This is a genomic window from Bacillus sp. Medicinal_06 (genome assembly GCF_056711665.1).
In genome coordinates this window covers 387,012-404,802 of record NZ_JBWYHD010000001.1, presented here as the reverse complement: position 1 = coordinate 404,802, position 17,791 = coordinate 387,012, and the positions used below count along the sequence as shown (strand labels likewise).

21 protein-coding genes and 1 pseudogene are annotated in these 17,791 nt (G+C 33.7%); 21 read left to right on the top strand and 1 reads right to left on the bottom strand.

Annotated elements, in window-relative coordinates; genetic code table 11:
• The first annotated feature begins 93 nt into the window (after window positions 1-93).
• From AC1M36_RS02135 to AC1M36_RS02120, 4 genes are all read left to right on the top strand, one after another.
• A complete protein-coding gene (locus tag AC1M36_RS02135) occupies window positions 94-558 on the top strand; it encodes a GNAT family N-acetyltransferase (RefSeq protein ID WP_336452306.1) in 465 nt (154 codons plus the stop codon).
• Window positions 559-856: 298 nt separating this feature from the next.
• On the top strand, window positions 857-1,264 hold the full coding sequence (imm47, locus tag AC1M36_RS02130) for an Imm47 family immunity protein (RefSeq protein ID WP_479845603.1): 408 nt from the start codon (window positions 857-859) through the stop codon (window positions 1,262-1,264).
• A 50-nt stretch (window positions 1,265-1,314) separates the two neighbouring features.
• Window positions 1,315-1,470: a hypothetical protein gene (locus AC1M36_RS02125; protein ID WP_479845554.1), complete on the top strand. Its 156-nt coding sequence runs from the start codon at window positions 1,315-1,317 to the stop codon at window positions 1,468-1,470.
• Entirely contained in the window at window positions 1,471-1,653 is a 183-nt protein-coding gene (locus AC1M36_RS02120) for a hypothetical protein (protein WP_336452305.1), read from the top strand.
• A 56-nt stretch (window positions 1,654-1,709) separates the two neighbouring features.
• Here AC1M36_RS02120 and AC1M36_RS02115 read toward each other — a convergent pair whose 3' ends face one another.
• Window positions 1,710-2,531, bottom strand: a complete 822-nt coding sequence (locus AC1M36_RS02115; RefSeq protein WP_479845553.1) for an alpha/beta fold hydrolase — start codon at window positions 2,529-2,531, stop codon at window positions 1,710-1,712.
• A gap of 654 nt (window positions 2,532-3,185) precedes the next feature.
• Here AC1M36_RS02115 and pulA point away from each other — a divergent pair.
• From pulA to AC1M36_RS02030, 17 genes and pseudogenes are all read left to right on the top strand, one after another.
• Complete coding sequence (gene pulA / locus AC1M36_RS02110; RefSeq protein WP_479845552.1) at window positions 3,186-5,750, top strand: type I pullulanase; 2,565 nt, start codon at window positions 3,186-3,188, stop codon at window positions 5,748-5,750.
• Between the two features lie 243 nt (window positions 5,751-5,993).
• Window positions 5,994-6,359: a hypothetical protein gene (locus tag AC1M36_RS02105; RefSeq protein ID WP_336452303.1), complete on the top strand. Its 366-nt coding sequence runs from the start codon at window positions 5,994-5,996 to the stop codon at window positions 6,357-6,359.
• Between the two features lie 152 nt (window positions 6,360-6,511).
• On the top strand, window positions 6,512-6,868 hold the full coding sequence (locus AC1M36_RS02100; protein WP_336452302.1) for an Imm3 family immunity protein: 357 nt from the start codon (window positions 6,512-6,514) through the stop codon (window positions 6,866-6,868).
• A 46-nt stretch (window positions 6,869-6,914) separates the two neighbouring features.
• A complete protein-coding gene (locus AC1M36_RS02095) occupies window positions 6,915-7,511 on the top strand; it encodes an SUKH-4 family immunity protein (RefSeq protein WP_479845551.1) in 597 nt (198 codons plus the stop codon).
• Between the two features lie 68 nt (window positions 7,512-7,579).
• On the top strand, window positions 7,580-8,131 hold the full coding sequence (locus AC1M36_RS02090; RefSeq protein ID WP_336452300.1) for an SUKH-4 family immunity protein: 552 nt from the start codon (window positions 7,580-7,582) through the stop codon (window positions 8,129-8,131).
• A 44-nt stretch (window positions 8,132-8,175) separates the two neighbouring features.
• Window positions 8,176-8,682 (top strand): hypothetical protein, encoded by a 507-nt coding sequence (locus tag AC1M36_RS02085; RefSeq protein WP_336452453.1) that lies wholly within the window; start codon window positions 8,176-8,178, stop codon window positions 8,680-8,682.
• Window positions 8,683-8,819: 137 nt separating this feature from the next.
• Window positions 8,820-9,212 carry an immunity 22 family protein gene (locus AC1M36_RS02080; RefSeq protein ID WP_336452299.1) on the top strand — a complete coding sequence of 131 codons (393 nt, stop codon included), beginning with the start codon at window positions 8,820-8,822 and terminating at the stop codon, window positions 9,210-9,212.
• Complete coding sequence (locus AC1M36_RS02075) at window positions 9,205-9,447, top strand: hypothetical protein (RefSeq protein WP_420792349.1); 243 nt, start codon at window positions 9,205-9,207, stop codon at window positions 9,445-9,447. The genes AC1M36_RS02080 and AC1M36_RS02075 overlap by 8 nt, the downstream gene beginning before the upstream one ends.
• Before the next feature lie 83 nt (window positions 9,448-9,530).
• A complete protein-coding gene (locus AC1M36_RS02070; RefSeq protein ID WP_336452298.1) occupies window positions 9,531-10,262 on the top strand; it encodes a DUF4261 domain-containing protein in 732 nt (243 codons plus the stop codon).
• 443 nt (window positions 10,263-10,705) lie between these two features.
• A complete protein-coding gene (locus AC1M36_RS02065; protein WP_336452297.1) occupies window positions 10,706-11,242 on the top strand; it encodes a SecY-interacting protein Syd in 537 nt (178 codons plus the stop codon).
• A gap of 6 nt (window positions 11,243-11,248) precedes the next feature.
• Window positions 11,249-11,776: a SecY-interacting protein Syd gene (locus AC1M36_RS02060; protein ID WP_336452296.1), complete on the top strand. Its 528-nt coding sequence runs from the start codon at window positions 11,249-11,251 to the stop codon at window positions 11,774-11,776.
• Between the two features lie 75 nt (window positions 11,777-11,851).
• Entirely contained in the window at window positions 11,852-12,418 is a 567-nt protein-coding gene (locus AC1M36_RS02055; protein WP_431613187.1) for a DUF1444 domain-containing protein, read from the top strand.
• Between the two features lie 34 nt (window positions 12,419-12,452).
• The gene (locus AC1M36_RS02050; RefSeq protein WP_336452294.1) at window positions 12,453-13,067 is read left to right on the top strand and encodes an immunity protein Imm33 domain-containing protein; all 615 of its coding nucleotides are present in this window, start codon (window positions 12,453-12,455) and stop codon (window positions 13,065-13,067) included.
• A 683-nt stretch (window positions 13,068-13,750) separates the two neighbouring features.
• A pseudogene (locus AC1M36_RS02045) lies at window positions 13,751-16,138 on the top strand (penicillin acylase family protein).
• Window positions 16,139-16,254: 116 nt separating this feature from the next.
• Window positions 16,255-16,698 carry a hypothetical protein gene (locus AC1M36_RS02040; RefSeq protein ID WP_336452293.1) on the top strand — a complete coding sequence of 148 codons (444 nt, stop codon included), beginning with the start codon at window positions 16,255-16,257 and terminating at the stop codon, window positions 16,696-16,698.
• A 43-nt stretch (window positions 16,699-16,741) separates the two neighbouring features.
• Window positions 16,742-17,089, top strand: a complete 348-nt coding sequence (locus AC1M36_RS02035; protein ID WP_479845550.1) for an immunity protein Imm33 domain-containing protein — start codon at window positions 16,742-16,744, stop codon at window positions 17,087-17,089.
• A gap of 107 nt (window positions 17,090-17,196) precedes the next feature.
• Window positions 17,197-17,715: a SecY-interacting protein Syd gene (locus AC1M36_RS02030; RefSeq protein ID WP_336452291.1), complete on the top strand. Its 519-nt coding sequence runs from the start codon at window positions 17,197-17,199 to the stop codon at window positions 17,713-17,715.
• Window positions 17,716-17,791: the final 76 nt, after the last annotated feature.

The window sequence follows — 17,791 nt, the reverse complement described above, 5'->3', positions numbered from 1 at the left end:
GTATCACAGAATAGAGAAAAATGATTTTTTATTGAAAGAGGACTTGTTGTTTATATAAACTAGCTCAATCACGTTAAAGTAGGAGGGGATTAAGTGATTACATTAAGACCGATGAATAGAGAAGAATTTCAACTATACATTTCTAGTGCAATTGAGAACTATGCGAAAAACAAAGTGACTTCAGGAAACTGGAGTGAAGATGAAGCAATGAATCTATCTAAAAAAGAATTTTCTAGACTTTTACCTAAAGATGAGAAATCTGAGCTGAATTACCTATACTCTATTTTTCAAGACCAACAACTAGTCGGAATGATTTGGATTGCAAAAACATCAACTACAAATCCAGATCAAGGCTATATTTTTGATTTTATAATCTATAAGCCACACCAAGGACAAGGGTATGGTAAGCAAGCAATGAAAGAAATTGAAATTATTGCTAAAGAATTAGGAATGAATAAAATTGGTCTTCATGTTTTTGGACATAACAAAGTTGCACGTAGGTTATATGAACAGTTAGGTTATGAAATTACAAATATAAATATGGTGAAGGCTATCTAAAAAAGGAACTGTATAGTGTATCAAAGTAACGTTATAAAAACTTATATGTAACTGAAATATAAAGCGCTCATTTTGATCAACCTTTTTTCAAGTTGAGCGTTTCTTTTTATTGTACAATCAGTATTTGTAGCTATTTAATAATTAAACTCTATGCTAAACCAATATTCTAGAGTATTTGTAATATAAAAAAATTAAGAAGTATTAAAATTATGAACATCATAATATATGATTGTTTTATGTTAAATAATTAATGGAGATTATTCCGTATTTATTAGTGTTACTTGAAAAGTAGGATGAAATAACAGATACGTCGATGATCATAAGAGATTCTATTGACTTTTTTATAAACTATCAAGAGGTGATTGGAGAAGAAGCAAGTGTAGAAGAGATTGGGGAATTTTATCTTAATTACACGAAAAACTGTGATATGGAAAAATATTATTTCTATCAGAGTCCGGTGTTTCCTGGAGATTTAACAAAAAAACTGTTTGAAAGAGTAATAAGAGCAGCAAATCATGAAGAACCATTAAAAATGGAGTTGATGCCATCCTTATTATCAATTTGGACAGGAGAGAAAGTACCTGCTGATTATCATACGATAATTCGTAATGATAACTATAAAGATTTTGTAGCTTATATAGATGCTATCTCGAAAAGAGATTGGGAAAGAGGGCAAAAATATTTTTATGGGTTTACGTTAGCATAGTGGTTGAAATGATGGAATAATAGAATCTTAATTGAAGGAGGGAAGTAGATTTGGTTACTGTAAATCTAGTAGTGCTTCATGATTTGAATTCTAATAAATATCTTCCTTTGATTAGAAAGAAAACATCTAAATCGATAAGTGAAATCAAACAAAATATGAAAACAGAACGACCTGTAATGGAATGTAACTATAGTGATGCAGATTAATTGAAATCGTTAGTGAAATTTGCTGAGGAATTACTTTCAATGGGAGCAAGTATAAAAGTTTATGAAGATGGAGAATGGATTACACTTGAGATGGTAAGAAACTTAATTGGGACAATAGAAGGAGTTGCAAAAGACAGGGAAGCAATTGATAATGTAATATTTGGGGATGATTTCGATGAATAGTAGTCCCAAAACAAATAAAAACTAGCAAATTTCATTTTGCTAGTTTTTATTTGTCTTTATGAATGTAAACAACAAATCTCGTGCAACTTTTCAGTAAACTCTTTATAATGACTTGTGTTATAGCCTCCATGATGCCCTGAAAACTCCACGATTTCTGTTCCTAGTTGTTCGGATAATGCGACTGCGCAGCGGTAAGCGAAAAAATCCCGTGAATCAATTCCCCCGGCTGGAAGCACCTGCATTGATGAAGATTTTAATGTGGTTTTCAAAGCATCGATATCTAGTGAATAACCAAGAATTCCTGGGATTTCATACTGAACGAAATACGTTGAATTACTAAGCATCCGCTCTGTTTGCCCATCTTTCGGTTGTTTTTGATTGCTAGTGTCCGCTCCTACATTTGATAATAACTTTATGACTTCATTTTGATGATTTTTCTTAAGGTCTTCCATGAATTTTCTAGCCTGCATCTGCTCATCACCGAATAAAAGTTGCAATAAGACGGGTTCGTGAGGGATTAGTAGCTTTACCTGCGCCGGATGGCGTATACATAGGTCGAGTCCGATAACAGCACCGGAGCTACTTCCAAATACGTATGCCGGTTCATCGGTCAGTTTAGCTAGCAGACGGTGTGCGTCGTCACTATGTGTTTCTACGCGGTAATCCTCAGTTTGATTGGTAAGATGACTGCGGGAATGACCCCGACGGTCGTAGGTAACAACTGTATACCAATCAGCAAGATGGTCAGCGACTTTAAGAAATTTATCAGCGTCACCACCACCGCCATGAATCATTAGAAGTACAGGTCCTTTTCCGCGAACGTCGTAGTAGATGCTCGCTCCAGGCACTTGCAATGTTCCATTCTTCACTATAGTCATTTGTAAACTCTCTCCTTTCTCTTATCTATCAAAAAATGAATAAGAGATTCCATTTTCATCGTTATTAACTATAATCGGTAATCCTCTTTACTTTATATGATTGGTGAATGATGTTAAATGCAGAAATTAACTAAGAAACAAAGTCACCATATCTCAACGTCTGATCAAATTGTTGCTTTGAAATATTGTAGGATTTATTATAATTTCGGAATGATATTATAGGGTAGGGATTTATATTGGACGGACAGGTGAAAATACTGTAGCGCTTATAGGTATATTTAGTACAATAGATTTATTTCTTGAAATATGTGTACGGTATAAAAACAGAAAATTAATAATATATTGACCTTTTTATAGTTCATACTATAAAATTGAAAGCGATAACAAACGTTTTCTTAAAAATGTTTTCCGTGATCTTTTGATGTTTAGAGATATAACAAGGAATAAGTAAGTCTTTTTTTTGATGTTTAATGCAAACGTTTTCGTTATTTTCTTATTCCTTTCTATCTTTGATTTTTCTATTAAAAGATCATTGAAATAAATAAGTAAAATTCCATATGGAGGTGTTATAAAAGCAATTTCTAGATTAATCTATGCAGAGTTATTCAAAATGAATGGTTCGTAATATTTTTAGAAAGGGTGGATGGAGTGTATATGACAAAAAATATAATAAACAAGACGTTTTTATTACTTACTGTAATTGCTTTGCTATTATCTGGTTTTTCTTTTCAGAGTACACAAGCAGAATCAAATATGAAAACAACTGAAATTATCGTTCATTATAAGGAGAAGGCTGGAAATACAAAAGACTGGAATCTTTGGATGTGGACTGAAAATGCGAGTGGTAGGTCCTATGAATTTACTGGGGAAGATGAGTTTGGTAAGTATGCTAAGGTGAAAATAGATGGTGATTATAATCGCGTTGGATTTATCGTGCGTACGAATGACTGGGAAAAAGACGGTGAGGATCGTTGGATCGAAAATATTAAGGATGGCCGTGCTGAAGTATGGGTTCTTTCTGGCGATGATAAAGTATATGATTCAAAGCCTTCTTCTGAACTTTCTATTCAGAAGGCCACTGTTGATAGCTTCAATGAGATTACTGTAACTACCAATGCTCCGTTCAATATTAAGGAGCAAAAAATTGAAGTTGAGGGCGTTAACATTGAGAAAGTTAGTCCATATGATACGAAGAATGGAGATATTACCAATAAGGTCAAAATCAGTACAGAAAAGAATCTTGATGTAAAACAAACATACAAAATTAAAATGGGAAATTCGGTTGAAGCTCATACTGAAATTGGTAAAGTGATTCGTAGCGAGGAATTTGATCATTTATTTTATTATGATGGTAATGATCTAGGGAATATATATACACCGAGGGAAACCAAGTTTCGTTTATGGGCTCCCACTGCGAGCGAGGCAAAGTTGGTCGCTTACAAAAAATGGAATGATGAAAAAGGTACTGAAATAAGCATGGATCAAGCTGAAAAAGGAACTTGGACTGCAAAACTTACAGGTGATCAAAAAGGCCTATTTTATACATATAAGGTGAAGGTTGGAAACAAATGGACTGAGGCCGTTGATCCATATGTGCGTGCTGCTTCTGTTAACGGTGATAAAGGTGCAGTCGTTGATTTAAAAGAAACGAATCCGAAAAATTGGAAGGGGAATAAAAAGCCGAAATTTAAAAATCCGGAAGATGCTATTATTTATGAGTTGCAAGTCCGTGATCTTTCCATTCAATCTGAAAGTGGTATTAAACAAAAAGGAAAATATCTTGGTGTTACGGAAAAAGGAACGAGAGGACCAGGTGGCGTAAAAACAGGTCTTGATCATATTAAAGATCTCGGTGTTACTCATGTCCAGTTTTTACCGATATTTGATTATGCTTCAGTAAATGAAGAAAAATTAAATGAACCACAATATAACTGGGGATATGATCCGGAAAATTACAATGTACCAGAAGGCTCCTATTCTACAAATCCTTATGAGCCGACTGTTCGAATTACTGAATTAAAGCAGATGATTCAAACACTACATGATAATAAACTTCGCGTTGTAATGGACGTTGTATATAATCATATGTATAATGCGGCTGAATCTAATTTTCACAAGTTAGTTCCAGGGTATTATTATCGTTACAATGAGGATGGCTCACTCGCAAATGGAACAGGTGTAGGGAATGATACGGCCTCTGAACGAAAGATGATGAGGAAATTTATGATAGATTCCGTCGTGTATTGGACGAAAGAGTATAATTTAGATGGATTCCGTTTTGATTTGATGGGTATTCATGATGTCGAAACAATGAATGCGATCCGTAAAGCGGTTCATCAAATTGATCCTTCTATTATTCTTCATGGAGAAGGATGGGATTTAAATACTCCTCTAGCATCTGATTTAAAAGCAAATCAAAAAAATGCGGAGAAAATGAACGGAATCGCTCATTTTAATGATGATATACGTGATGGATTGAAAGGAAGCGTATTTGGGGATCAGGATAATGGTTTTGTGAACGGAATGCAAAACATGGAAGAGCGCATGAAAAAAGGAATTACGGCTGGTATCGACTATGATAAAAAGGTGGCTACTTATCAGGATCCTGAGCAAGTTCTAACGTATGTTGAAGCACATGATAACCATACATTATGGGATAAACTTGCTTTGACGAATCCTGGCGACAGTGAAGAAGTACGTAAACAAATGCACAAGTTGTCTTCTTCTATCATATTGACATCGCAAGGGGTTTCATTCTTGCATGCAGGGCAAGAGTTCATGCGTACAAAATATGGTGACCATAATAGCTACAAATCTCCTGATTCGATTAACCAGATGGATTGGGTGCGCCGCGTGGCATTTGATAAAGAAGTAGAGTATATGAAAGGCTTAATAGAGCTGCGTAACAAGTATTCAGCTTTTCGTATGACAATTGCTGAACAAATTAAAAAACATATAACGTTCATGGATGCGCCAAAAAATGTTGTAGCGTATACAATAGATGGCAAAACAAATGGTAATAAAAACGAATATTTCGTTGTAGCTCACAATGCGAATAGAGAAGCGGTAGAAATAACTCTTCCATCAAAAGGCCCTTGGAAAGTACTAGTAGATGGTGAACGTGCAGGAAGTAAAGTACTGTATGTTTCTCATGATAATAAGATGAAGGTTCCTGCATTAAGTTCATTTGTTTTGAAAACAGAGAAACCGATTAAATAAGAATAGAAGATGTAAAAGAAAATTTTGTTTGAAATAAACAGTATCTACATCGGGATTGCAAAAGGTTCTTTGTTATAGACTGTAAAGTAAAAGGTAAAAATACTCATCTTCCTATTAATAAATGAATCTCAAATATGATAATATGTATATTGTGGAAAAAAGATGGAAAATTGTAGAAAATATACTAAACGAAAAAGTGGGAATCTTTTTATTAGATGAACAAAAGTTTAAGGGGAGTTTAAAATGAGTATAAAAGTAATAAGGGCAACAGGAATGATGGGCGGAGCTACAAGAGTAGCTTTAAAAGTGGATAATGAAGTTGTAATGAAATTAGAAAATAATGAAGAGTACATGCTTCCTTCTGATGTAAAAGAAGCAAAGATAAAAGTAAATCAATTGTTTTTCGGAAGTAAAGAAAAGCAAGTAAAAAGTGGCGATATAGTCGAAATTAAGATTAATGGTCTAGCAATGCTATTGTTTATGGCATCGTTAATAGCGGTGTTATTTGGTTCCATGATTGGTCCTAATGTTATTTTGTTTGGTGTAATCGGCTGCTTAGTAACGCTTGTTTATTCAATCAATAATTGGTTCACGTTAGAAATTAAATAATAGGAAACAGCAGAGATTTTAAAAACTCTGCTGTTTTTTTACATCATAATTGTTTAAATGGTGTTTTGTATTTTAGTAACTAGTGAATATCTATGTCTAAATAATTACTTCAAATTTACCATGATAATGAATGTCTAATGGAGGGATCTGAAATGGAAAACTGGGAATACAATGAATTGTTTGAAGACATCAAAGAGGCCTATAATGATTTTTTAATATTAAATAGGGGATATAGATATGCAATAGCAAGAGCTTCTGATGAGTATATAAATCTAGGAGAAATAGAAGACGTTATTGCTGATACAGCTATAGGTGAAATATTGCTAACTCATGACAAAGTTTTTATTGGGTATATAAAAGGTATAACAAAGAGATTAAGCAAGTTTCATCCACTAGACGCAGTGGGGGAATTAACACAAGAAGAAATAAGAGATTTAACTAGTAGAATACATAAAGTATTGGAAGGTCTTGGAAAAGTAGAGATTGATTATAATCCTTCAGCAGAATAACGCGATGTATTCTCTTTCATGCTAAAGAGGAAGTATTTGAAGGTAAATGAGTAGTAGAAAAGCTATATTTGCATGGAAGGAAATGTTAAAATTGATGAATCCCAATGAATTTCGAAAAAGATGGAACCCAAAAGTATATCCATTCGTTCATTACGAAGAAGATAAACTCAAAAATTTAGATATCCCTGTAGTATGCAAACATTTTTTATTAAAAGCTGGATTACCTGAATCTGCGGCACCATTTTTGAATTTTGAATCAACAAAAAATGGCAGCTTATTAAGCCTAAAGGAAAAATATAATTTAGATGCAAGTTATGAAAAGAATATATATTTAGGATTTACAGGTGTAGGAAATATTTTATCTATGAAAGAACCTTCAGGAATAGTCGTATGTGTAGACCATGAAACAATGGAAGAAGTATATGTAAATCAATCTATACCACAATTAGCTGCATGTATTTTGGAATATAGTGAGTTTATAAAAAGAATCAAAGAAGCGAATGGTAGACATGCATATTTGAATAGAGAATGTAAGAAAGAAGAGTTAGAAGTTATTATTGAAACATTCATTGGAATTGATAAGGATTGTCTGAATCATAATACCTTTTGGAATGAAGAAATAAATCTTTTTCATAAAGATTAGAACTTATAAAGATGAAGAGGAATATGTAGGAGAAAATTATGGGAATGAAAAAGGAAAGAGGTATATAGATGATTTCACCTAGAGAATTTTATGATCAATGGAATGAAAAAAGAGACGGGCCATTAAACAAATTAGATCGAGATATGTTGCAGCGTACAAATTTATCTATCGATACGAGAAGGTTTTTAAGTGAAGCGGGTCTTCCAGCATCAGCTGCTCCGTTTATAGAGTTTAATCATGCAACTGAACCAATGCAGAATGTAACTCAAAAATTTGGCATGCCAAAAGATTTTGAGTTTTATTGGTTGATAGGTACGACCGGTTCTGGAGATCCTCTTTGTATTGATGAAAGAACAAATAAGGTAGTCTATTTACATCATGGAAACAACTATGAAGAAATCTTCATGAATTCTTCCATTCATCAATTTGCAGACAGCCTTCTATTGTTTTCTAAGTTAATTGATGAAGCGATTCACTTAAATGGTGAATTTGCTTTTTTAGATAATGAAATTCCGGAATCAGTATGTATATGGTTTGAAAATGAATTAAGGCGTATCGATCCAAAGGCTGTGGAAAAGAATACGTTTTGGTTTGAGGAAATTGAAAATCTAACTGAATAACAGAGTGGATTTTTATATCCAGGAGGTCAAAGATGAAGTTTTGTATGGGATTTGGCGATACGAATTTTATTGGGGTTGTAAATGCGGAGCAATACAAGTCATTTGTGGATGAGGATTGGGAATTAGAAATGTTGCTACAGCATTTTACTGATGAAATGAAAAACGGTAATGCTTTAGTATTCCAGATGACTGAAGAAGGTATTGAGCATTCGTGGAATGCAGAAGTGAAAGTTGGAGAAGAACCAATAAAGCAAGAGTGCTTCAGAAAAGCAGAGGGTTATATAAGAGTAACTGAGAACCAATTATATTTAGTTGATTATGACTACCTTACAATGGCTGCACAATTTGAAGATGAGAAAGTACCTGATGAAAACTGCTCTAATTATAAAATTAACATTGAAAATGGAGTATATAAAGTGGAAGTCCTTCAATTTTATAATGTAGATAACGATGAATATGTTGGGACAAATGAGAAAGATATTCTATTAAACTTTATGAAAGCACCTGTTTTCCAACAAACAGTAGATCATGTATTTTGGCGTAATTTTTAACGAATTGTAGAAGTTGATTATCAAGATATTTAAACTATAGAACGAGAAAACATACATATTAATAAAGTTTTGCAAGATAAGGGTGTTTGCTGTGCGGGTATGGACCTTTATACGATAGTATAATAAGGAGAGACAATATGGAATATAAAGGGATGGCTTCGTTGTGGCTTGGAACGAGTCAATCACTTAATCAGCTTCAAAAATATGTGGATATGGAATATACAGAAGATGGAGATAGTATAGATTCGAAATTTGGAGTGAATTTCGGTTTTGGTTATTATGATGAATATCAAATCGAAATTATGTTTTATGAGGAAGCTAAAATACATATAGAAGAGGTTTTGCAGGATTTCTCTTATAGTGAAATTATCATTCCGAGATTTAAAGATTTAATGAAAAGAGTAGATGTAGAAGACAATATAAATTCTGTTATCGTGCTTTATGATTTTCAATACGATGGAGAGAAAGTGAAAGATGCATATGAAGGTTTAGAATTTATATTTGTTGGTGCTGTACCTTATTATGAATAGCTTTAAGGGATTGAGTGATGTGAAAAGCCAAATGAGTAGAGAGGAACTTATTGAACTTGTGAAAATGATATGTGACCCTAAATTGCTGGATGAGTTAGGTAGTAAATATATTAATATTTTAGAAGCAAATGTTCCCCATCCAGCACCTAGTGACCTAATATTTTGGAATGATATAGAATTAACAATCGAAGAAGTAGTTGAGATTGCATTAAGCTATAAGAAAGAGAAGGAATAATTTAAATAAGTAGCTGAGAGGGTTTAGAAGGGGATTGTATTTGTATTTACATAGAGAAATGTTGTAGATAAGGAGAGGGTTAGATGGAAAGCTCAAAAGTTGTATTATGTATACCTGGTTTATGGAAGAATAGAAGTGAACTTATTGAAGCAATTGTAAGAAAAAGTGAGGGATATATATTTGCTGGGAATTATATTAGTAAACTAGGGGATTCGAGTATTTTTTTTGAAGTTGATATATATGAACATGACGAGCGAGTAGCGGAAGCTTTTGAAATTGCTGGATACAATTCATTTACTGAGGAAGAACTTGATCTTATTAGAGGGCATTCCTTAACTTTGTATTTAATTGGGGACGGAGGTTCCATTGAAAAGATAAGGAAATTAGTTGATACTGCAAATGCACTTGTAAAAGCTGGAGGACTTGGCGTGAAAGTTGAATCTTCAGGTACTGCAAATACAATTGAAAGCTGGAATGATATGTATCATACAGATGATGCAGTAGAATTATTTCAAGCTTTTGTTACAGTGGCAGAAGAAGATGATTTTTACTATACGTGTGGTATGCATTGCTTTGGACTCCCGGATGTAATTACTTTTAAAGATCAAGTAACTCCGCAATATGCTCAAGAATTAATGAACGTTTTTTGTCTGTATAATCTCATTGAAAATCCTAGCTTAACGGACTATTCTACGTTCAGCTTAGATGAAGAAAATCCTCATTTCATATTGCAACATACGGAGTGTAAACATTTTTTAGAAGATGAATTGTTTTATAATCAGTATGGTATTTGGGCTTTAGTAAAGAAGGACTAGTATAAAAATTTTCCGTGAATTCGAGATAAATGAGTGTAGAACTTGTTAAAGCGATTTATAGGGAATATAAAAAATGTCCTGAAGCATTTGGCAATTACGGTTGAGGAAGTTGCACAAGCTGAAGAGGCTTTATAAATAAAGCTCCCAGGTAGTTATAAAAGATTTCTTTTAATGTAATGGATTTGGAGTAGTTGGTGAGGCAGTTATTTTAAGGTTAAAGGATGCGGAATTTATTGTGATAGGAATAGATGGTGTAGGAAATCCGATTTGTTGTAAATAACTAACTGTAGAAATGATGAGAGTTGGTATGGATACAGGTGAATAAGAATGGAGTGCTTCTAATTTAGGGGCATATTTACAGAGGCATTTATTGAAGAGATACAAATCCATTTTTGATGAAAGATTTGTAGGGGGAAAATTAAGTGAAGTAGAGGGAGATATGTGTGTCTATTCAGAATGCAATGCAACAATACTTTAGGTTAAGAATAAAATTAGCACACGAAGGCTTAGATTTTCTATTAAAAACACCAGTTCTTGAAGAAGTGAATCCTATTCTTTATGAAGGAGAAATAGATGAGGAAGGTTATATTCTATGGAAACCAATAGAAAAAAATATCGTACATGATTTTATTCACTTAGAACAAGAAATGGATGTTCAATTTCATCAAACAGTTATTATGTATTTTAATTCCTATTGGTTCGCTGAATTAAATGGTTTTTATAAAAATTATTATATTGAATTAGAAACGGTATTGCCGAATATTGAATTGAATTCATTCGAAGAACAGTTAAAGGGTTATAAGGAGAACCACCAAGAGAGATTAAAACATATCCCAATAGGTATTGAAGGCAACGGAATGTTAGTTGTGATTGACAATGAAAATGGGAAAGTTAAATTAGAAGATTTTGAGAGAGATTCATTTGAAACGATTTCAGAAAGTATACAAGAATTGATTTCAAATTTACGTTTGAAGAGGTGAACGGCGTTGAAAGCGATTATGCAACGTTATTTTGAAAGTTACTTATTGAAATGGAGCGATTGGAACGGAACACACCCGCAGATTCCATTTGATGCAGAGATTGATCATCGCTTATATATTGGTGAAAAGGATGAGGAAGGCTATATATTTTGGAAGCCAAAGGAGAAAGATAAATATGATGATTTTCAAGAATTTGAAACAGAACTAAATGCTACCCTTCATTCTGATATGAAAGAATATTATAATTCCTATTGGTTTCTCGAGATGATTGGTTGGATTGATAATTACAATATTAGCTTATTCTCTGTAACACCAGGTGTTGAACCGCATTTATTTATAGAGCGTGTCCAAGATTATTTATCTCTTAGACAGAAAGATGAAATATATATTCCTATAGGATTTGAAAGTGGTGGGATGTTAATCCTTATGAACAATCGTACTGGAGAAATTGTTATAGAAGATTTTGAAACGGAAGAGTATCGGCATCTTAGTGCAAGTTTAAAGAAACTCATTTCTCGATTAAGCTTCCGATGAATTTGGTAGTGTTTTGTTGGCTTTATATCTGTTAATTGGTGTGTAGTGTTATAGCAAGTAAAGGGGCGTATTTATATGACAATCCGGTTTTGTAAGGAAGCAGTTGCATACTTAAAACCAGTAATAAAAGAGGATCTAGATGAAGAGTGTTTTACCCTATCCGAAGAAAATAGTTTTGTCCATACATTTTTTAATAAAGATTTAATCATTACTTTTTTAGTTGATGACCATCAGAACAATTATTTTCATTATGTTCAAAATAGGCATATATTAGAAGAAGGATTGGATGAGGAGCAGCTATTAGAGATTGGGGTAGATAATCTTTATAAATTAGCAGATGAAAAAGAACTACGGGTTCACACACTATCGGAAGGGTGTTTTGCTTTAATTCTTGACGGAAGTTTCGAAGCTAGCTTAATTGTTTTAGACGATTTATGGGATTACTCACTAAAAGAATTCGTATCAAATGGATATGCGGTTGCGATACCAGCGAGAGATATTCTTGTCTTTTGTGATTGTAATGCTAGTAACGGAATTGAAAAAATGAAAAGTATTATAGAAAAAGTTTGGGAAGATGGAGATCATTTACTTATTGATAAAATTTTGATGAGAAGTGAGGGGAAATGGAGTTATTTAGAGTGAAAACGAAGTACTTAGGAAAAGTGGAGGGAAATTAGTGGAAAAGTTTATGAAGAAGATAGGGGATAAGACTTTCATTGCTCAGGCAGAAAAAATCTTTGCGATGCAGGTAGAAGGATTATTTCATTTTTTAACTGAAGTAGAAAATGATCGATTAATAGATGGTTTTTCTATACAAGTTGGTTGGTCGATTTACTTTCTTGATAAAAGAGAAGATGGCTATCATATTATCGTACATGATTATACGAAGAATCCATTTCAAGATATGACAGATGATTTGACGATATCTTTATGGATATTATTAAATCAAGTGAGCTTTGTAAAGTCATTAACAATTGAAGGGGAATTACTACGCTTTTGTGACAAAATTGTAGCTGCTAAAAATGTATTGAAATTAGATGATATTTACTTAGAAAGAACAAAGGGTTGTGAAGATGGTGACTCTGGTTGGTATATTGGTCCTATTCATGATGAGCATGACATAGAAGAGTATGAAGCGTTTTATGCATATGAATTACTAAAATTAAGGCCTTCTCTTCTTCAAGTGTTAACATTGCCTTCTGGATATCTTGTAATCTTTGAAAAAGATGTAGTGACAGCAGTGGTAGATGAAAATAATGTGAACATTTTGGATAGAGTCAACGATTTATAATCTAGTAGAGAAAAAGAGCTAGTAATTTGTTAAAGTCAGTACTTCAGTAATATCGTAGAATCGAATTGAGGTAGGATAAGCCTAATTACATAATGGAGCAATTACTTAGGGAGGAACATTCTTGGCTTATAAAGACAGTTTATTTCATGTTGTTAAGGATAAAATTATATTAATCATGTTTATTTTACTAACAGTTTTCCATATGATGAATTTTGTATTTTTTTCTTTATTGCAGTTACGGTAGCTTTGTTTTGGGACGATCCGAATGCTGATATGAGTACGGAATATGTTCCAATGGTTATGCCATATTTATATCCAGTTCTCATCGGAGGGATATTTATATTTTTAGCTTTTGTCAGCTGTTATTTCTATCAGAAGTACGTACCGAATTCTAAGTGGAAAAAGGTGGCTGTGGAAGTGCTTTTTCTTATTATTGCATTTGTCATTCCGAGATTTTTTGGTGCGTTTAAAATTCCTTTGTTGGACATGCTTTTTAAGATAAAAATATAAAAAAGAATCTCAGTAAATCGAACGTTACTGGGACTTTTTTATGTATGACAGCTCAAGATAAGGATGTGAAAAAGTAAAAAATGCGCTACATATGAAAGATGAGAGGTTCTCTACAATCTGAAAGGGTTCTCTCCTAAGATGAGCGAATACATTGAAAAAGGAGGGAAGCTTGTATAGAAGTGGTTGTGAAGCAGCGGAAGAAAAGAGGTAAGGGAAAAAGAATTTTCATTTGGTCTGGTAGTATCATTCTTTTTATATTTGTTGCCGCGGCAGTTTTTGCAAACGTATTCGTGATGAAGTCCATGCCAAAGGTAGAAGGGACGGTTCATGTTGGTGGGTTGCAAAAATCGGTTCAAGTAACACGAGATGAAAGAGGGGTACCTCATATTAAAGCTGAAAATGCGCATGATTTATATTTTTCACAAGGGTATGTTCAGGCGCAAGATCGGTTGTTTCAAATGGACTTAAGTAGAAGACAAGCATCCGGAACATTAAGCGAAGTAGTTGGGAAGGCAGCGCTAGATAAGGATAAATTATTTCGAACACTTGGGCTTAGACGGGCAGCAAAAGCATCCGAGAATCAATATACTGGCGAAGCAAAAGATGCATTGCAGTCGTTTGCCGATGGAGTAAATGCATTTATAAAGGAAGCGAAAAAAGAAGGGAGATTGCCAGTAGAGTTTCATTTACTCGGATATGAACCTGCTGAATGGACTCCGGTTGATTCTTTAACAATTGGCAAGTATATGGCTTTTGATTTAGGTGGTCATTGGCATGGACAAGCATTTCGTTTTTGGGCACTTCAACATCTTTCAAAAGAGCAGGCATATGAGCTGTTTCCAACTTATCCAAAGGATGCGCCTAGGCTATTAGCGCAGTTACAAGATCTGAATGTGAATGTGGCCAGCAGCTTTGCGAAAGCGATTATTCCGCCAGAATCTAATGGGAGCAATAATTGGGTTGTAAGTGGAGAAAAAAGCGCATCTGGAATGCCTATACTTGCGGATGATCCTCATCTTTCTTTGGCGACGCCATCCATATGGTATCAAATGCATTTAGAGATGAAAGACATAAATGTGAGCGGCGTTATTTTTGCGGGTGTTCCCGGTATTATGTTAGGACACAATGAAAAAATTGCTTGGGGTGTTACGAATACAGGTCCGGATGTACAAGATTTATATATTGAAAAAAGAAACCCTGACAATCCAAATGAATTTTTGTATAACGAAAAATGAGAAAAAGCTACGATTGTGAAGGAACCGATAAAGGTGAATGGCGGAAAAACAATTCCACACGAAGTAACGGTTACGAGACACGGTCCTGTTATTTCGGAATTTGCTTATAAAAATAAAGATGAGGCTGTTTTTGCTCTTAAATGGACGGCACTCGAACCTTCAGCGGAATTAAAGGCCGTACTCAATATGAATAAAGCAACAAATTGGACTGAATTCGAATCAGCGCTGGAAGATTTTCATACTCCTACTCAAAACTTTTTATTTGCATCCACAGATGGCACGATTGCTTATAAAGCCAATGGAAACATACCGATACGTAAAAAGGGAGATGGGATTTTACCCGTTCCTGGGTGGACAGATGAATATGAATGGGACGGCTACATTCCGTTTGATAAACTTCCGAAGGTCATAAATCCAAAGCAGGGATTTATTTCGACAGCCAATAATAAAATTATAAATGATGATTATCCATATCATATTAGTCATATTTGGGCGCAGCCGTATCGTCAAATGCGTATTCAAGAGTTTTTACAGGAAAAGGATAAATTGACTGTAGCGGATTTACAAACATTGCAAATGGATCAAAAGAACCTTCACGCAAGAGAGTTTGTTCCCGTGTTTTTAAAAGAATTGGATAAAGTAAACGTATCAGACGTGGAGAAACAGGGAATAAAAGAGTTAACAAATTGGGATTTTTACGATAGTAAAGATCAAGCGGCCCCGTTAATTTTTCATTTATGGATGAAGGAAATATCTAATACTCTATTTTCAAAAGAAATACCGAAGGATGTAATGGAATTGTTTGAAGGCAAGCAACAAGTGATTGATGAATTGATACGGAAACAAATGAATGGAGAAAATAGCGTATGGTTTTCTAAACATGGAGGCTTCGCAGAAGTTTTACATATGTCGTATTCAAAGGTAATGAAAAAGCTTGAAAAACAATATGGACGAGACGTAACGAAATGGAAGTGGGGAGCATATCATCAACTTTCGTTTATACACCCTGTTTCAAAATCATCTGATGTACTCGCGTTCTTTTTCAATCGTGAAAAACCTGTACCAATTGGAGGAAGTAATATTACAGTCCAAGCAGCAAGTTATGGAGATGATGGCATTGTGAATCATGGAGCATCTTGGCGATTTGTAATAGATACAAAGGATATGTCGAATGGCTATCATATTGTAGGTCCAGGACAATCAGGACATTTTAAAAGTGACTGGTATCATGATCAAATAGAAGATTGGGTAAATGGAAACTATCATGTGACTACACTTCGTACAGATCGCATAGATGGTAAAACATTAACCTTAAAACCAAAATAGAAGTTATAAGACTCTTACACATGTAAGAGTCTTATAACTATACCATAAGCAAATTATGGAATGCTATAATTTAGAGAAGGAGAATTTCATAGTTATACACATATAGGGGTGAATACATGACGAATTGTTATTTTGAATTTGTAATACATAAAGAGGCTCGTTTTCGTAGGCTAAGAGAATTTTTTTATAAACTTAAGGAAGAGAAAGAAAAAGAGATGATAGATTGTAATGATTCTATGTGGTTAGCGTATTTTGAGGAAGAGGTGTTAAAACAGTTTTGGTGGCCGACGGAAGAAGAGTTACAAAATTACCAGGTTTTATGGGAACAAACTCCTGTAGAAAAACGTTTAACAGACCCTAAACTAAGAACTCCATGGGATTTTGAATCTATGATTGATACGTTTGCCTCTGGGGAATATGAACTCGTCTCTTGTGAAAAGGCAACAAACAATATTGGGAGAATTGAATTTTATCCTTATGCTTGGCCATACGGAGGGAGTGATGTGTTTAGAGCTTTAATTGAATATAGTGGGTTCAAAATTATTGATGAGAGTGTATAAGGTAAACAATCATAAAAAGAAACAATGGAAAGGGTGAGAGAATATGTCCATTTACATAAAGTCAGAGTTTATTAAAAATGCAGGCGGCTGTATCGTATCAAAAAACATTTTGGAGGAGAATGGAAGGTTAAAATGGTTGGTTAGAGATGAATCTGTAACGAGTGTTGATAATGGCTGGAGATTTTTTTCGGATATTGATGATGATGATTATGTAAATGATCCAGATAACTTGGTTGTATGTGATTTTAATACAGTAGCTCAAATTGAACCTGCTATTTTAGCGGTGTATTCCTTTCCAGTTGGTAGTGACCTACAACTAGTGGTAGAGAAGGGAAGGTGTTATTTTATTGATAATATAACAGAAGAGGTTATCGATTTTTTGTACCATTAAAATAACATAGCATTATGAATTTTAATTTGTTTGGTTTATAAAGGGCATACTGATAATCCAGTTGTAGTTTTTGTGCAATTCTAAATAATAGTTTAGGAGTAATAAAAATGAAAGAAGAGATGAAACAGTATTTTCATACATTACTTAAGGAATGGAAACACTATAATCATTCATTACCAAAATCTGTGTGGAGAGAAGAAGCAGATTCTTTTATATATGAAGGAGAACCAGATACAGAGGGATATATCTTTTGGAAGCCTACCGAAAAAGATATATTTCATGATTTTTCTAATATAGAAAGGGACTTAGCCATACAATTCCATCATTCTATTAAAGAATACTATAATTCCTACTGGTTTTTAGATTTAGCTGGCAATTATTTAGAGTATAACCTAGAATTAAATTCTGTTATACCAGGAATTGAACTTCGAGATTTTTATACTTCTTTACAAGGCTACAAAAAAGCGCACCATAATGAGTTAAAGAATATTCCTATAGGTATGGAGTGTAATGGACTTTTAATTGTTGTAGATAATGAAAATGGACAGGTGAAGATAGAAGACTATGAAAGAGGAAGTTTTGAAGTGATTAGTAATAGTTTAGCTGAACTTATTTCCATGCTTTAGCGAAAATATATAATGGAGCGTTCCATGTAAGATATAAGTTAAGAGGTAATGAAGATGATTAATTAGTACTAGAAAA

Excerpts from the sequence above, each read along its gene's own strand:
- AC1M36_RS02115 (WP_479845553.1), bottom strand. The coding sequence starts at position 2,531 with ATGACTATAGTGAAGAATGGAACATTGCAAGTGCCTGGAGCGAGCATC.
- pulA (WP_479845552.1), top strand. The coding sequence starts at position 3,186 with ATGACAAAAAATATAATAAACAAGACGTTTTTATTACTTACTGTAATT.
- AC1M36_RS02105 (WP_336452303.1), top strand. The coding sequence starts at position 5,994 with ATGAGTATAAAAGTAATAAGGGCAACAGGAATGATGGGCGGAGCTACA.
- AC1M36_RS02100 (WP_336452302.1), top strand. The coding sequence starts at position 6,512 with ATGGAAAACTGGGAATACAATGAATTGTTTGAAGACATCAAAGAGGCC.
- AC1M36_RS02095 (WP_479845551.1), top strand. The coding sequence starts at position 6,915 with ATGAGTAGTAGAAAAGCTATATTTGCATGGAAGGAAATGTTAAAATTG.
- AC1M36_RS02090 (WP_336452300.1), top strand. The coding sequence starts at position 7,580 with ATGATTTCACCTAGAGAATTTTATGATCAATGGAATGAAAAAAGAGAC.
- AC1M36_RS02085 (WP_336452453.1), top strand. The coding sequence starts at position 8,176 with ATGGGATTTGGCGATACGAATTTTATTGGGGTTGTAAATGCGGAGCAA.
- AC1M36_RS02080 (WP_336452299.1), top strand. The coding sequence starts at position 8,820 with ATGGAATATAAAGGGATGGCTTCGTTGTGGCTTGGAACGAGTCAATCA.
- AC1M36_RS02075 (WP_420792349.1), top strand. The coding sequence starts at position 9,205 with ATGAATAGCTTTAAGGGATTGAGTGATGTGAAAAGCCAAATGAGTAGA.
- AC1M36_RS02070 (WP_336452298.1), top strand. The coding sequence starts at position 9,531 with ATGGAAAGCTCAAAAGTTGTATTATGTATACCTGGTTTATGGAAGAAT.
- AC1M36_RS02055 (WP_431613187.1), top strand. The coding sequence starts at position 11,852 with ATGACAATCCGGTTTTGTAAGGAAGCAGTTGCATACTTAAAACCAGTA.
- AC1M36_RS02040 (WP_336452293.1), top strand. The coding sequence starts at position 16,255 with ATGACGAATTGTTATTTTGAATTTGTAATACATAAAGAGGCTCGTTTT.
- AC1M36_RS02035 (WP_479845550.1), top strand. The coding sequence starts at position 16,742 with ATGTCCATTTACATAAAGTCAGAGTTTATTAAAAATGCAGGCGGCTGT.
- AC1M36_RS02030 (WP_336452291.1), top strand. The coding sequence starts at position 17,197 with ATGAAAGAAGAGATGAAACAGTATTTTCATACATTACTTAAGGAATGG.